The organism is Leptospira venezuelensis, assembly GCF_002150035.1.
In the GTDB taxonomy this organism is placed as follows: domain Bacteria; phylum Spirochaetota; class Leptospiria; order Leptospirales; family Leptospiraceae; genus Leptospira_B; species Leptospira_B venezuelensis.
In genome coordinates this window covers 1,100,010-1,115,565 of sequence record NZ_NETS01000010.1, presented here as the reverse complement: position 1 = coordinate 1,115,565, position 15,556 = coordinate 1,100,010, and the positions used below count along the sequence as shown (strand labels likewise).

Below are 15,556 nucleotides of genomic sequence, written 5' to 3'. Positions count from 1 at the left end.
CTCAACCCACGACCAAGTTCACAAGTTTTCCAGGAACATAGATCTCTTTTCGGATCTGTTTTCCGTCTAAGAAAACTTGTACCTTATCTAGAGACTTTGCGATCTTAATCGCTTCATCAGCTGCAATTTCCTTTGCAGCCTGGAATTCTGCTCTTAACTTTCCATTTACCTGGACCACGATCAGTATCTCGTCGTCAGTCAGATACTTCTCCTCATAACTTGGAAAAGTTTGGTAGGTTAAAGAATCAGATTTTCCTGCTAAGGACCAAAGTTCTTCCGCCAAGTGAGGAGCAAATGGAGCGATTAAAAGTAAGAATGGTTCCAAAATTTTACGAGGCCTGCGTTGGCTCGGAGTCAACTCATTCACAAAGATCATCAATTGTGAGATCGCAGTATTAAATGAGAAATTATTAATATCATCATCGACTTTTTTGATGGTTCTATGAAGGATCTTTAATTCATCTTCGTTTGGTTCTATATCTTCCAAACGGAAAGATTCCTCTGCACCTGAATGGTACAATCTCCAGACTCGATTTAAGAAACGGAATACACCTTCTACACCTCTGGTGCTCCAAGGTTTTACCATTTCGAACGGCCCCATAAACATTTCAAAAAGACGTAAACTATCCGCTCCGAAATTCGTAACCACTTCGTCCGGATTGATCACGTTCCCTAAAGACTTGGACATTTTTCTTTTGTCCTCGCCTAAGATCAAACCTTGGTGAACCAGTTTTTTGAAAGGTTCCGGAGTAGTTACATAACCTAGATCGAATAATACCTTATGCCAAAAGCGCGAATATAGTAAGTGAAGAACCGCATGTTCCGCTCCACCCACATATAGATCCACTGGCATCCATGCTTTTTCCAAGTTCGCGTCCACAAACTTATCCGGATTTTCAGGATCTATATAACGTAGATAATACCAGCAAGAACCAGCCCATTGAGGCATCGTATTCGTTTCTCTGGTTCCGATCTCTCCTGTTTCAGGATCTTTATATTTCAACCAATCGCCTGCTAATGCAAGAGGAGATTCTCCAGTACCAGAAGGTTTAAATTCAGATAAATTAGGAAGTTCTAATGGAAGCTCTGATTCAGGAATTGCTTTTGTTACACCTGAAGGATAATGAACGAGAGGAATTGGTTCTCCCCAATATCTTTGGCGAGCGAATAACCAATCTCTTAGTTTGAATTGGGTCTTTCTTCTTCCTATACCCTTCTTCTCTGCCCAATCAGCAGTTTTAGAGAATGCTTCTTTATATTTCAAACCGTTGATCGAAACTTCGGAAGAACTAGAATTGATACAAACAGACTCTTTAGAATCGAAAGCTCCTTGGGAAAGATCTCCCTCAATTACTGGTAGGATATCCAACCCAAAAGCTTTTGCAAACTCATAGTCTCTTTGGTCATGAGCAGGAACCGCCATGATTGCTCCGGTTCCATAACCATATAAAACATAATCACCGATCCACACTGGGACCTTTTTAGAAGGATCTGCAGGATTTAGAACATAAGCTCCAGTGAACACACCGGATTTCTCTTTAGAAAGTTCTGTTCTATCCAGATCACTCTTTAAAGCGGAAACCTTTTTGTATTCCTGTACCTTCTCCCATTGTTCCTTAGTAGTAATTGAATCTACCAAAGGATGTTCCGGAGCAAGCACCATATAACTTACCCCAAATACGGTATCAGGACGAGTAGTATATACCTTGATTCCGTTTTGCGGAGAAGATACATCAAAAGGAAATATAAGTTCCAAACCTTCACTCTTTCCAATCCAGTTCTTTTGCATTTCGAGCGTAGAACCTGGCCAAGAAACTAAAGAAAGATCCTCTAACAGTCTTTCTGCATATGCAGTGATACGCATCATGTACTGTCTCATAGGTTTACGAACTACTTCGTATCCTTTTCCAACCCATTCTTCTACTTCTTCGTTTGCGAGAACTGTTCCAAGGCCTGGGCACCAGTTTACCGGAATTTCTGCCTGATAAACTAAACGGAATCCCGAAAGAATGGTTTCTTTCTTTGCGTTTGAAAATTCTTTCCAATCTTTTGCGGAGAAGGTCTCGAGATCCTCAAATCCTTCTGAACCCTTGGATTCGAATTTCTGAGTCAATTCAGCGATTGGTTTCGCTTTAGCAGCGCTAAAATCATACCAAGAATCATATAATTTAAGGAAGATCCACTGGGTAAATTTGTAATATTTCGGGTCTGTGGTGGAAATTTCCCTATCCCAATCATAGGAAAGACCTATCAATTTGATCTGTCTTCTGAAATTGTCCACGTTCTGCTTGGTAGTAATGGCTGGATGAATTCCAGTTTGCATTGCATATCTTTCTGCAGGAAGACCGAACGCATCCCAACCCATTGGGTGCAAAACTTCAAAACCCTTCATTCTCTTGTAACGAGAAATAATATCTGTGGCTGTATAACCTTCAGGGTGACCAACATGCAATCCCGCACCTGAGGGATAAGGGAACATATCTAAACAATAGAACTTTGGTTTAGAAGAGCGTAGATCCGTTCGAAAGGAAGAATTCTTTTCCCAATAATCTTGCCATTTTGATTCAATTTTCCGAAACGGATAGTCCATACCGTGAAGTTTTTTCCTCAGGCCTAGAATCCAATTCTTTTTTGTTATACTGGAAGGTGATTATAGAGCTGAAAAACTAGAACGAGAGCGGTTTCTTTCTTTTTAGTAAGAAAAAAGGCATTAGAAATTGTTACTAGAAGAAGTGTTTTTAAATTATAGGGAACCAAAGACGTCAATTCGGGTCCGAAATGAAGAAAGCCGGATGGAAACCGGCTTTCTCTGGGAGTGAAATTCTAAGCTCTTGCTTAGAAAACGGACAAAAATATTGGATGAGATTCTGACTTATTTACGTACTGAGTCAATAACCTTGATAAGTCGACGAAATGTTTGGTTCAAACAATCTCGACATAGGTCGTACTGAAAGAGATTCGGTGTTTCTTTACCGCATCCTTTACATGTATATTGCTTACTTTGCGCTTGTGTAAGTTCCGCTTCTTCTTCGTTCAAATCCGTCACTGCTAATAATTGCATTTTGCTCCCAGAAAATTCCATCGAATGTCTTTTTATTTACGGAGTGTAAATAAGTCCGAAGATTGATACTTGCTTTCGGAACTTCTCTCCGTACGTCGAGAGTTACTTTATAAAATCGGCTCACTCTAGAGTCAAAAAAAATTAGGTTGGAAGTTTGTGAAAATGACTGCAATTTTTTTTAAAAAAATTCTGAGCGCGGTTTTATTTGGAATAGATTTTCAAGTATGGTTTTTTTCAGGTAAAAATAAATTTCCTGTCAAGTGCCGAGTTTAGGTCAGTCAAAACGAAAGGAAGGTGATCAGTTGTTATCAATATCAGGTTTAAACAAGTCTTACACAGTTGCAGACCAAACATTTAATGTATTAAAAGATGTTTCATTCCAGGTAAAGTCTGGTGAATTCGTTGCAGTGATCGGCCCTTCCGGTTCTGGCAAGTCCACGTTACTCGCAGTTTCGGCTGGATTAGATAAAGCTGATTCAGGAACAGTATTCTTAGATGGTATATCCTTATTCGATAAGTCAGAAGATGAATTAGCAAAGATCAGAGGAGAACATATAGGTTTTGTATTCCAAAATTTCCAATTGATCAAGACATTAAATGCGTTAGAAAACGTTTCCCTTCCTCTTGCTTTGACAACAAACCTTTCGGAAAAAGTGATACATGAAAAAGCTATGTATTGGTTAGAGAAGGTTGGAATTGCACATAGGGCACATAACTTTCCTAGCCAACTTTCAGGTGGAGAAGAGCAAAGAGTAGCAATCGCTCGTTCTTTTATACATGAACCTAAACTACTTTTTGCAGATGAACCTACTGCAAACTTAGATAAGAAGAATGGAGAAAACATAATGTCGCTTCTCAAACAACTAAATAGAGACCGTAAATCCACTTTGTTAGTTGTTACTCACGATCCTAAGGTTGCATCCATGGCGGATAGGATCTTAGAAATGAGAGATGGTGTGATCTTGAACGGAGCAAAGCCTAAAACTGCCGCTAAGAAGACAGTTTCTAGGAAGAAAAAATGAATATTAAATTCTTTCTGAGGGTAATGTTTAGAGAAATCTTTTCTAAAAAGACTTCTTCCTTACAAATCATTCTTGCAATTACGATAGGAACAGGCGCCGTTCTTGCGGTTCATTCTTATAGAGATCAATTTACAAATTCTATCATCAGAGAAGCCAAAAACATCATGGGTTCAGATCTGGTGGTTACGAGCCCTTCTCCCCTTACCTCTGAACAAACAGCGTTTCTTTCGAAGGAATTGCCAAAAGGAAGCAAATCATCCGAATTAGTACAATTCCCTTCTATGCTTAGAAATCCTGATTCCCAGGATTCAAGTTTATCTTTGATCAAAGCAATCCAAGGTGATTATCCGTATTTCGGCGAATTAGAAACAGAACCAAAAGGCCTTTATCGCAAACTAAAACCGGGAGAAATACTCTTAGAAAGCGGACTGATCAAAAATTTAAAGCTTAAGATAGGTTCTAAGGTTCAATTAGGAGAAAGTAACTTCGTATTAAAAGGAAGTATTTTGAAAGAACCAGGAATGGCTGGAAACTTTCTATCTATGGCGCCTAGTTCCATTATAAAAAAAGAATCTTTAGCAGAAACTGGGTTAGAGCAGAGAGGCTCTAGGATCAGTTACCAGGTACCGATCCTTCTTCCTAACGGATCTGACGCAAATGTATTCAAAAAAAGTAAATTTTCAGAATTCGCAAAGAACGATCTTATCTTATACGAAAGCACGGAAGCAAATTCAGGATCCCAAAAATTCCTTACAAACACGTTGGATTTCTTTTCCTTATTGGCATTATGTGCATTCTTCTTGGGAGGGATATCTATCCTTCTTACAAGCAGAGCGGTTGTAAGGTCTAAATCCACCACATTCGCTGTTTATAAATGTTTAGGAGCAGGGCCAAATTTAGTTTTAGGTCTCGTTCTTTCGGAACTTCTAATATTATCCACAATAGGAGCAATACTGGGATTTTTATTCGGAAGTTTTCTACAAACTCAGATCCCGAATATGGCAGATAAAGAATTCCTTTTCGAACCAAAGCTAATTCCTGATCTAAAAGCATTCTTATGGGCATTTGTTTTAGCATGGGTAGTCCCATTAGTTTCTGCTTGGGAAAGCCTTTCTACTACTCGGAACCTAAGTCCGATGTACGCTCTTAAATCAGATTTTGCAAATGAACTTTCTTCTGTTCCGAAATTGAAATTAAAACAGTCGATCTCATTTATCGCAGTCTTCGGATTATTTTTTGTATTAGCTTGGTGGGAAACTGGAGATTGGATCAAAGGATTGATACTATGTGCAACTCTACTCTTCTTGCCTGTAGTTGTTTATCTTGGAATTTTAGGAATTCGTTTTGTCATTAGATTTCTTTTACAAAGATCTGAATTCTCCGCAAGTATAAGAATGGCATTAAGAAAACTAGATAGGCCTAGAACAGGACTTTCTTGGGTTTCAGTAGGACTTGGCTCTTCAGTTTTTGTTCTATTACTCAGCATATTTTTAAGCGATAGCTTATTAGAATACAGTGGAGCAAATGATAAAGAAAGAAGACCGAATATGTTTGTGTTGGATATACGACCAGAACAACTGGAAAGCTTCCAACAAACAGCAGAGAAGTATAAAGTAGAAAAACTTTTAACATCTCCTGTGATCGGAGCAAGGCTCACCCATGTAAACGGAGAGCTTGTTAAAAAAGAAGATATGGAACTTTCCGCACTCAGAAGAGATTGGAGATCTACCGCAAGGACCAGAGAATATTTCTTATCTTACAGAGAGAATTTATACCCTACAGAAAAAGTTACCGACGGAGATTTTTGGAGAAAGGGAGAAGAAGACCAGATCTCAGTCGAAAAAGAATTTTCTAAAAACTTAAAAGTGGATTTAGGAGATAAACTTTCCTTCTCCATTGGTGGGGTAGAAGTTACCGGAACCATCCGGAATTTCAGGACGGTTAACTGGGCGGATATGAGGCCGAACTTCGTAGTTCTTTTTTCAAAAGGGATTTTGGAAAAGGCTCCTAAGTTCTATTTGAGTTCGTTTTTATTAGAATCTTCCGATTCCAGATATTCTCTCCAAAAAGAATTATCTAATGAGTTCCCGAACCTTACGATCGTAGATACTGAAAAAGCAGTCCAGTCCTTCTTAGGAATTTTAGAAAAGATGTCCTTTGCAATCCGTTGGATGACAGGATTGATCGTTCTATCTTCTCTTTTATTGATACTTTCCTCTTTGGAACTAAGTAGAAAAGAAAGATTAGAAGAAACTTCACTTCTAAGAATTATAGGCGGAACCAAAACATTTTTACGAAAATACTTTTTGGCAGAATCTTTACTTTTAGCTAATTTATCTTTCACATTAGCTTTTGTTCTGGTCTGGGGAGTTTCTTCTTATATGTCAGAGATCATATTCGAGATACAAGCAAGTGTTCCTTGGTTAGAAATCGGGATCTTTTATATTTCTCTTAATATTGCAGTAGTAGGGATGTATTTTGCTACTTTAAGAAATGAATGGAGAAGAAGCCCTACTTTGTATCTGAAAGAAGTTTAAATTATCTCCGACCAGCAAGCAGATCTTCCGGTTTAGGATCTAATCTTACGGAACAAACTTTATAATTAGAAGCGGTCGGACAGGCCGCAGTTCCAGTGATCTTACATCCTTTAGTTTCACAACGTTTCCTTGTGTCGAAAGAATCTGATCCGGAAAATCTGCAATAATCTCTGCATGCGTCGGAACTATTTACTGAACAAAGGTAACAACCGTCCGCAGAAACATTTTGAGTGAATCCTAAAGATGCAAAAAAGAGTATGATAGAAAGTGAATACAGAACCTTTTTCAAATTAAACTCCTATCTCTTGGAAGAAGGGCAATCCTACTTCTTCTCTACTTTGTCTTCCAGAAATTCTGCAAATTCTATCTGACCTTGGATAAAATTTAAATTATAGCGGCTTTCGTACAGCAAAAGACTACTTGCGATAAACAAGAAAATCCCACCGATTAAGGCAAGTCCAGTCGCCACCCAAGATGCTGGGCTGGAAATAGCAACGATGATCCCCAAACTCAAACTGGAAGAAACAAAAAACAAAGTCGCAGTGTAAAGAGCTGCCATGGATTTTTGGATCAGACCTGCTCTCTTTTTTTGGATCTTTAATTGTCTTTTGAGATATGCTTGTCTTTCTTCCGGAAAAGAAAGTTTTCCGTCCACAACACCTTCTATCTCATTTTTAAGCAAATTAACTCGATCGAATATCCTTCCCAAACGATTCGCAGTAGAGAAAATCAAGCTAGCACTTGCTGAAATTAAAACGGCCGGAGTGATCATACCGGCCAAAATTTCCGTTCCGATCAAGGGAGAGATCATAATTGCTAGTTTGAATAAAATCAGATAAATGTAAATTGAATTATATGCTTGCTAAGTTAGGCAAACTTTCGAGGATTTGGACGGGGAAAATTAGAGTTATAACTCTATTCCTGGGTTTGTAATACCCGGAGGTGCGTTCGGATTTATCCGACACGTATACCGACTATAAAGATCGATTTTCTCCAAGGGTTCGATTCCCATTTGCTTAAGGTGCAAAATAGCTCAATGGACGAGCAGTAGACTGTTAATCTGCAGGGCGAAAGCCACCAATCAAATTCAAAAGAGAGGTATTCGAGAGTTCGACATTTTGGAATCTAATTTCAAAACTTCAACTGAACTTAGTACTTTGCGGAATCTTGGATACCGTTCGAAAATTTTTACGACTTTTTTGTCTTTCGTTCCATTCAACTGAATATAACTAAAGATAAAGAGTGAAATAGAAAGTTTCATACTAAAAAGATTCCCCGTCAAATTTCGGGAACAAACGAATACCTCTCTTTACTTACTGTTATGACTAGAATATTAAAACACCAACGAGGCCTTCTCTTTCACAAAGGGGACTATAAAAAACTATTGTTACCGGGAAATCATTTTGTTTCTCCGTTTGACTTTGTGAAAATCCTAGATGCAAGTCTTCCATTTACACCAGACCAAAAACAGAATATTTATTTAAGTGATGCTGAATTAAAAGCTCAATTGGAAATTTTTGAGGTAAAGGATAACGAAATCATCGTCCTTTATTCAGAAGGGCTTTTTAAAAAAGTTCTGGAACCTGGAAATCATTTCTATTGGAAGGGATTATATAATTATACATTTCAGAAATTTGATTTAAACCAATGTGAAATACCTCAGAATTTGGATAAGAATGTTTTAGCAAAACCGGAACTTTCTAAGTTTGTCTCTGCATTCACTGTGGAGCCTCATGAAATCGGTGGTTTATTTATAGAGAAAAACTTCTCTAAATTGTTAGAGCCAGGAACATATTATTTTTGGAAAGGTATCAATTCAGTTTCTGTTCCAAAATTAGATCTTCGCAGAATACAGCACGAGATTAGTGGCCAGGAATTGATGACTAAGGATAAAATCAACCTTCGTCTGAACTTTGTCTTTCATTATAAAATAGTAAATTCAGAGAAAATTTTTAAAGAGATTAAGGACTTCTCAGAACAAATTTATATCTTTTTGCAACTTGCATTAAGGGAGTATGTAGGTAATCTCACTCTTGACGAAATTCTCGCGAAGAAAGAGGAAATTGGTTCCTTTGTTTTGGAAAAAGCAAAATCAAACGCTGAAAGTTTAGGCTTAGAAATTCTATTTGCTGGTGTTAAGGATATCATCCTTCCAGGAGAGATAAAGGATATTCTCAATCAGGTTTTAATTGCTGAGAAAAAAGCACAGGCAAATATTATTACAAGAAGAGAAGAAACCGCTTCTACTAGAAGTTTACTAAATACAGCAAAACTGATGGAAGAGAATCAAGTATTGTTCAAACTCAAAGAGTTGGAGTATATTGAAAGATTGAGTGAAAAAATCAATCAGATCCAACTCGTTGGAGGAGGACATATTTTAGATCAATTAAAAGGACTTCTTATTCCGAAATCAACGAAAGAGCCTTCCTGAAAAGGGAAGCCTCTTTCATTAATCTGTTTAAAAACCCTAGTTCAACATTGGATCTTTGGTATGTTCCACGAAATACTTATACAATCCACCTTTGCTCTTTAAGGCTTCTTGCCAAGTTGCTTCCGGATCTTCTGTAAAGATCCACTCCGCGTTTGGATCATGAACCACCCAAGATTTACGCTCCATCTCACCTTCTAGTTGAGAAGCTCCCCAACCGGAATATCCTTGGTATACGTTAAATTTGGTTTTATCAGGATGTTCTAATAATTCCACCAGAGCTTCAAAACTTCTGGCAAGAAACACACCAGGGATAACTTCGATCCCAGGTTGTTTTAATTTAGGATTATCATGAAGAATGGAGACAAAGGTAGGATCTACAGGACCTCCGGAATAGATCGGAGAAGATCCGTCTATTCCTTCCGGAATTCCTTGGATCACTTCGCTCAATGCAACATCCATCTTTTTATTCAATACAAGGCCGAATGCGCCCGATTGATCGTGTTCCACCATTAGGATCACAGTACGATTGAAATAATCCGTTACGATAGACGAATTAGAGATTAATACTTTTCCGCTGAATCCGTTTTCCATACTACCCGATCAGTTTTTATGTATCTCTTTCAAAATTCTGTACGCGATCTCCAGAGTTTGGATATCGGATCTTCCATCCACTAAAGGTTCCGTTTCTTTTAGGATACATTTTACAAAATGTTCATGTTCCTGTTTTAAAGGGTTATCCTTATGAACGAATATCTTCTCAACAATGGATTCTTGGCGATATTTGATCTCTCCGGTCCTAAGTAGAATATCCGAAGTAGCTTGTCTATGAAGCTCGATCTCTTGGTCGCTAAAATCTAATGTGATGTACACGTCTTTTTGAGTGATATTCAGGGTCCGAATTTTGGCTTGTGTATTTCTGCTCGCGGAAATATTCGCAATCGCACCATTCTCGAAATGGAGAATAACGGATGCAATATCTTCGTGAGCGGAAACCACTTTGGTCCCCACTGCACTTAGATATTTGACGGGAGATTTTACAAGATTCAATACGATATCAATATCGTGGATCATCATATCCAGAACTACTCCGACATCCTTAATTCTAGGATTAAAAGGGGCTAATCTTCTGGATTCGATCAATAAAGGTTCAGTTACGATCTTTCCAAGTTCTAGGACCGCACCGTTAAAACGTTCAACGTGACCTACTTGTAAGACCAAATTGTTTTTAGAAGCGAGTTCCACTAATTCTTTGGCTTGTTCTAATGTTTCTGCGATCGGCTTCTCTACCAAAACATGTTTGCCGGCCAGGAGTGCCTTCTTACCAATTTCGTGGTGCAAGAATGTAGGCACCGCAATGATCACAGAATCAGTATGCTTGATCAGATCGTCTACAGTTGAGAAGGCAGAAGTTTTATGTTTTTCCGCCATCTGGGAGGCTCTTTCGGAATCAGAGTCATAAATACCGATCAACTCCGCATCGCTTAATGTTTTGGCCACGTTCACGTGGTATTGGCCCATATGGCCTGTCCCGATTACTCCGATCTTGACTTTGTTAGTCATGAAACTTCCTTTTTGTGGATATTACTTATTCGTAAAAATTTTACCCTTAGAACCGGAAACAGATTCTCCGGACTCACGGGCGAATTCTTCGATCAATTCTCTTTGTCGTCTAGTTAGTTTTTTAGGGATCTCGATGCGAACGATCACGTGTTGGTCCCCTTTTCCATATCCACCTAGATACGGAATTCCATGACCTTTCAAACGGAACACTTGGCCTGACTCGGTTCCTTCCGGAATTTTCATCTTCACCTTTTTGCCGTCTATGGTTGGAACTTCAATGTCTCCACCTAAGATTGCTTGTGTTAAACTGATCTTTTTGTTTAAGATCAAGTCGTTTGCTTGGCGTTCGAATAATTCATGTTTTTTAATATGTGTTACCACATATAGATCTCCATGAGGACCACCATTAGGTCCTGCTTCCCCTTCGCCGGAAACTTTTAGTCTGCTTCCTGATTCGATACCAGGTGGGATCTTAATATTGATAGTACGTCTTTTTTCTACTAGGCCTTGTCCATGACAGGTCTTGCACGGATTAGATATGATTGTACCTTTTCCACGACAGGTTCCACATGTAGTTGCAACGGAGAAGAATCCCTGAGATCTACGGATCTGCCCTGAACCGCCGCAATCCGGACAAGTTTGAGGAGTGCTTCCCTTGTTTGCACCGGAACCTCCACAATCTACACAGGTTTCCAGTCTTGGGATTTCGATTTTATATTCCCTGCCTAGAGCTGCGTCTTCGAGGGAAACTTCTAGATTATAACGAAGATCGGAGCCGCGTTGTGGACCGGATCTGCGAGCACCGCCTCCAGCACCTCTTCCTGCTCCCCCTCCGAAGAAGTCGCCGAAAATATCTCCGAAATCACCGAAGATATCAGAGAAGTCAGTATATGCTCCTCCTCCAAATCCACCTTGAGCGCCTGCACCCACTCCGGCTTTGCCGTATTGGTCGTACATGCGACGCTTATTGGCGTCTCTTAAAACTTCGTAGGCCTCGGTAGCTTCCTTAAATTTCTCTTCAGCAGCTTTATCACCCTGGTTCTTATCAGGGTGATATTTGATAGCTAACTTCCGATACGCAGACTTGATTTCTTCATCAGTCGCGGATTTGGAAACTCCGAGGATATCGTAGTAACTTTTGTCACTCATGTCTTAGTTACTTTTTCTCATCGTCCACTACGGTATAGTCGGCGTCCACGACCTTTTCTCCCTTAGCTTGGGAATTGTCTGCGCCTTCTCCTGGTCCCGCACCGTTAGGTCCTGGACCTGCTTCCTCGCCTGGAGCTCCTTGGGAATAAATTTTGGAACCTATTTCCGAAGCTCTCTTGGTAATGGATTCTTTCGCAGCGTTAATACGACCGATATCACCTGATTCGATCGCTTCTCTTGCGCGTTTGATCTCGTCATTCGCCAATTGTTTTTCGCTGTCTGAAAGTTTATCCGCAGCATCTGTAACCGCTTTTTCCAAAGAATAAGTGATCGTATCCAACTCGTTCTTAGCTTCTACAAGTTCCCTAGCAGCTTTATCTGCAGCAGCATGTGCCTCTGCATCTTTTACCATTTTAGAGATCTCGTCTTCGCTTAATCCAGAAGAAGATTCAATACGTATCTTTTGTTCTTTACCAGTTCCCAGATCTTTTGCAGAAACATGCACTATACCGTTCGCATCGATATCGAATGTAACTTCAATTTGAGGAACTCCTCTAGGTGCAGGTGCAATTCCAATCAGATCGAATCTTCCGAGCGTGCGGTTACCGGCAGCCATATCTCTTTCTCCTTGGAGAACATGGATAGACACTGCATTTTGATTGTCCGCAGCAGTAGAGAACACCTGAGATTTTTTAGTTGGGATCGTAGTATTTCTGTCGATCAACTTGGTCATTACGCCACCCAATGTCTCGATACCGAGTGAAAGTGGGGTTACATCCAATAGAAGAACGTCTGAAACTTCTCCAGCTAAAACTCCGCCTTGGATAGCAGCACCGATTGCAACTACCTCGTCAGGGTTTACAGAACGATTCGGTTCTTTACCAAAAATTCCTTTTACAAGTTCTTGTACAGCAGGGATACGAGTGGATCCTCCCACTAATATCACTTCGTCGATATCGGAAGCTTTTAATCCAGCATCACGTAACGCGTTTTCACACGGAATACGAGTTCTTTCTACCAAACGGCTAGTCAACTGATCGAACTTAGCTCTTGTAAGATTCATATCCAAGTGTTTTGGTCCAGTAGCATCAGCAGTGATGAACGGCAAGTTCACTTGAGTAGACATGGTCCCGGAAAGTTCGATTTTTGCTTTTTCTGCAGCTTCTTTCAAACGTTGAACGGTATTCTTATCTTGGGAGATATCGATCCCGTACTGCTTTTTGAATTCTTCGATCATCCATTCCATGATGACCATATCGAAATCGTCGCCACCTAAGTGAGTGTCACCATTGGTAGATTTTACTTCGAATACACCGTCTCCTAACTCAAGGATAGAAACGTCGAAGGTTCCTCCTCCCAAGTCATAAACGGCGATTTTTGCATTACTCTTCTTCTTATCGAAACCGTAAGCAAGTGCAGCAGCAGTAGGCTCGTTAATGATCCTTTCTACTTCCAGACCAGCGATTCTTCCTGCATCTTTAGTTGCCTGACGTTGTTCGTCATTGAAATAAGCAGGAACTGTGATCACCGCCTTGGTCACTTTGTGACCAAGATAATCTTCTGCAGTTTGTTTCATCTTTTGAAGAACACGAGCAGAGATCTCTTGAGCAGTGAACTCACCGTTAGCAGTTTCGAATTTTAATCCATCGTTACCACTTTTGATTACTTTATAGGAAACGTGCTTCATCTCTTGTTCGGTCTCGTTGAATCTGCGTCCTATAAATCTTTTTGCGGAACGAATCGTATTTACCGCGTTAGTAATAGCCTGGTTCTTAGCGAACTGGCCTACCAAAGTTTCCCCTTTAGCGGTAAAAGCAACGATCGACGGAGTAGTTCTAGCACCTTCGGAGTTTTGGATTACTACCGGGTCTCCACCTTCCATAACGGAAACGCAAGAGTTTGTGGTTCCTAAGTCGATTCCGATAATCTTCTCTTTTGACATTTTGGTTTCTCCTTCCGCCATTTGAGTCCTTACCCCGGCGGTTATTCATGATTTAATTCGTTTTATTCAAGGCACCATGTGCCTAAGTCCCAAAGCATTAAGCTTTAGGTTTTCCAATTCTCACCCTTGCAGGTCTTAAGGAGAACTTATCTTCGTTTTCCTTAATATAGAACCCTGCCTGATAGACTTCTATCACGGTCTCTTCTGTATATTGCTCCCCTTCTTCAGAAGACAATGCTTCCATCGAAGTTGGATCAAACGTTTCTCCTTGCGGATACTGCCTAAACACATTCGATCTTTCTAATACGGAATAAAATTCCTTTAGGATCATCGTTACTCCGTCCACGAAAGGTTTTACCTCTTCCGTAACATTTACACCGGAACCAACACGATCCAAATTATCGATCGGATTCAAAAACTCCGCTACCAGAGATTTGACTGCTTCCTTCTTAATATTAGAAAATTCTTGCGCAGATCTCCTCTTATAATTCTGAAACTCGGCTCTTTCACGAGTCCAAGAATCTTTTAAGGATTCGATCTCTTTTTTCGCAATCTCCAATTCCTTACGTAAAGTTTCCTCTACGCTTTCCGGCTTTTGGGAATCAGCCGAATTTTCTCCGGTAGGCGTTGCGACCGCTTCTTCTTGACTCATCTCTCTATCATTTCCTTGCATGGTTCATTACTACTTACTAATACGCGTGATCATCTCCGAAACCAGTTTCGAAGTAAAATCTACAAGTGGAAGTGCTCTATGATAATCCATCCTCTGTGGACCTATGATTCCCATAGCGCCTATCCTTTTTTCTCCCATTCTATATCCAGAAGTAATGATACTCACTCCGCCCATTCTTCCGTCTCCGTCCTTTCCAATGACGGTATACACTCCATCATGTTCAGGATAATCCCCAAACATTCCGGTGAGGAATCTTTTATCATCCAGTAAGGAGAGAACCTGGTTAAGTTTTTCCTCTTCGTCCTTAAATCTTCCGTATAAATTCTTGAGACCATCAATATACAAAGACACTTCGGAATTATCCGGCGTCATTGCGGAAGAGATCACTCCAGACACTTTATAAAAATCTAATGGTCCGTCTTTTCTCAGCAATAGAGAAGGGATCACCTTCTCCTGGATCTCGAACATATCATAACCTTTTGCGTTATCATTCAGATACTTTGAGATCTGATACAACTCTTCCTGGCTATAATTCCTATCTAAGAATACGCTCCGGTTCAGCACAGCTCCGGATCGCATTACCATGATCATCAGAACCTCGTCCCCATGAACATGGATCAACTCAACATGTTTTAGAGTGTCTAAACTTTTGGCCGGTCCTAAAACCACTCCCGCCGAATTTGAAAGACTAGCGAGAACACTTGCTGTCGCTTTCAGGATCTGATCCAGTTTAAACTGCATCTTTAGGTATTCTTCCTGAATCCTTTGTTTTTCCTTAATGGTTAACTCATAAAGAACCACTAAAGAATCCACATAGAATCGATAGCCTATCTCTGTTGGGATCCTTCCCCCCGAAGTATGTCGAGAAGCGAGATATCCCATCTCTTCCAGTTCTTTGAGAACGGTACGTATAGATGCCGGGGACAAACCTATATCATGTTTATCGAATAAGGTTTTAGAGCCAACTGGACGGTTCTCTTGTATAAACTCATCCACCGTGGCTTTCAGGATCATCCTATGTCTTTGGGATAGTTCCATATCTACTCTTATTGGCACTCTGCAAGTTAGAGTGCCAAAGTATCTCTCAAGTTTCCTTAATATTCTAAAAAAGTCAAGAATTTTGGATTTTAAGCAGTCCCGGTGTTCGTCTGACAGAAAAAATAAACAAAAAATATCCCATA

At 39.9% G+C, this 15,556-nt stretch carries 13 protein-coding genes; 3 read left to right on the top strand and 10 right to left on the bottom strand.

Annotation, left to right across the window (positions count from 1 at the left end):
* Window position 1: 1 nt before the first annotated feature.
* Entirely contained in the window at window positions 2–2,590 is a 2,589-nt protein-coding gene (leuS, locus tag B1C82_RS12425) for a leucine--tRNA ligase (RefSeq protein ID WP_086447863.1), read from the bottom strand.
* 282 nt (window positions 2,591–2,872) lie between these two features.
* Entirely contained in the window at window positions 2,873–3,061 is a 189-nt protein-coding gene (locus B1C82_RS12420; protein ID WP_033271995.1) for a PIN domain-containing protein, read from the bottom strand.
* A 302-nt stretch (window positions 3,062–3,363) separates the two neighbouring features.
* On the opposite strand from B1C82_RS12420, the gene B1C82_RS12415 reads away from it, so the two are divergent.
* Together B1C82_RS12415 and B1C82_RS12410 are read left to right on the top strand one after the other, a co-directional pair.
* Window positions 3,364–4,083 (top strand): ABC transporter ATP-binding protein, encoded by a 720-nt coding sequence (locus tag B1C82_RS12415; protein ID WP_086447862.1) that lies wholly within the window; start codon window positions 3,364–3,366, stop codon window positions 4,081–4,083.
* The gene (locus B1C82_RS12410; RefSeq protein WP_086447861.1) at window positions 4,080–6,620 is read left to right on the top strand and encodes an ABC transporter permease; all 2,541 of its coding nucleotides are present in this window, start codon (window positions 4,080–4,082) and stop codon (window positions 6,618–6,620) included. The genes B1C82_RS12415 and B1C82_RS12410 overlap by 4 nt, the downstream gene beginning before the upstream one ends.
* 1 nt (window position 6,621) lies before the next feature.
* Here the strand turns inward: B1C82_RS12410 and B1C82_RS12405 are convergent, their stop codons facing one another.
* Complete coding sequence (locus tag B1C82_RS12405; RefSeq protein ID WP_086447860.1) at window positions 6,622–6,909, bottom strand: hypothetical protein; 288 nt, start codon at window positions 6,907–6,909, stop codon at window positions 6,622–6,624.
* Between the two features lie 33 nt (window positions 6,910–6,942).
* Complete coding sequence (locus B1C82_RS12400; RefSeq protein ID WP_086447859.1) at window positions 6,943–7,431, bottom strand: DUF2721 domain-containing protein; 489 nt, start codon at window positions 7,429–7,431, stop codon at window positions 6,943–6,945.
* 573 nt (window positions 7,432–8,004) lie between these two features.
* On the opposite strand from B1C82_RS12400, the gene B1C82_RS12395 reads away from it, so the two are divergent.
* The gene (locus tag B1C82_RS12395; protein WP_234008291.1) at window positions 8,005–9,051 is read left to right on the top strand and encodes a slipin family protein; all 1,047 of its coding nucleotides are present in this window, start codon (window positions 8,005–8,007) and stop codon (window positions 9,049–9,051) included.
* Window positions 9,052–9,087: 36 nt separating this feature from the next.
* On the opposite strand, the gene B1C82_RS12390 is transcribed toward B1C82_RS12395, so the two are convergent.
* From B1C82_RS12390 to hrcA, 6 genes are all read right to left on the bottom strand, one after another.
* On the bottom strand, window positions 9,088–9,642 hold the full coding sequence (locus tag B1C82_RS12390) for a YqgE/AlgH family protein (protein WP_086447857.1): 555 nt from the start codon (window positions 9,640–9,642) through the stop codon (window positions 9,088–9,090).
* A 9-nt stretch (window positions 9,643–9,651) separates the two neighbouring features.
* Window positions 9,652–10,611 carry a Gfo/Idh/MocA family protein gene (locus B1C82_RS12385; protein ID WP_086447856.1) on the bottom strand — a complete coding sequence of 320 codons (960 nt, stop codon included), beginning with the start codon at window positions 10,609–10,611 and terminating at the stop codon, window positions 9,652–9,654.
* Between the two features lie 21 nt (window positions 10,612–10,632).
* On the bottom strand, window positions 10,633–11,760 hold the full coding sequence (gene dnaJ / locus B1C82_RS12380; RefSeq protein WP_086447855.1) for a molecular chaperone DnaJ: 1,128 nt from the start codon (window positions 11,758–11,760) through the stop codon (window positions 10,633–10,635).
* A gap of 7 nt (window positions 11,761–11,767) precedes the next feature.
* The gene (gene dnaK, locus B1C82_RS12375) at window positions 11,768–13,702 is read right to left on the bottom strand and encodes a molecular chaperone DnaK (protein WP_086448593.1); all 1,935 of its coding nucleotides are present in this window, start codon (window positions 13,700–13,702) and stop codon (window positions 11,768–11,770) included.
* Between the two features lie 97 nt (window positions 13,703–13,799).
* A complete protein-coding gene (gene grpE / locus B1C82_RS12370) occupies window positions 13,800–14,354 on the bottom strand; it encodes a nucleotide exchange factor GrpE (RefSeq protein ID WP_106407700.1) in 555 nt (184 codons plus the stop codon).
* 30 nt (window positions 14,355–14,384) lie between these two features.
* Window positions 14,385–15,413: a heat-inducible transcriptional repressor HrcA gene (gene hrcA / locus B1C82_RS12365; protein WP_086448592.1), complete on the bottom strand. Its 1,029-nt coding sequence runs from the start codon at window positions 15,411–15,413 to the stop codon at window positions 14,385–14,387.
* Window positions 15,414–15,556 lie beyond the last annotated feature (143 nt).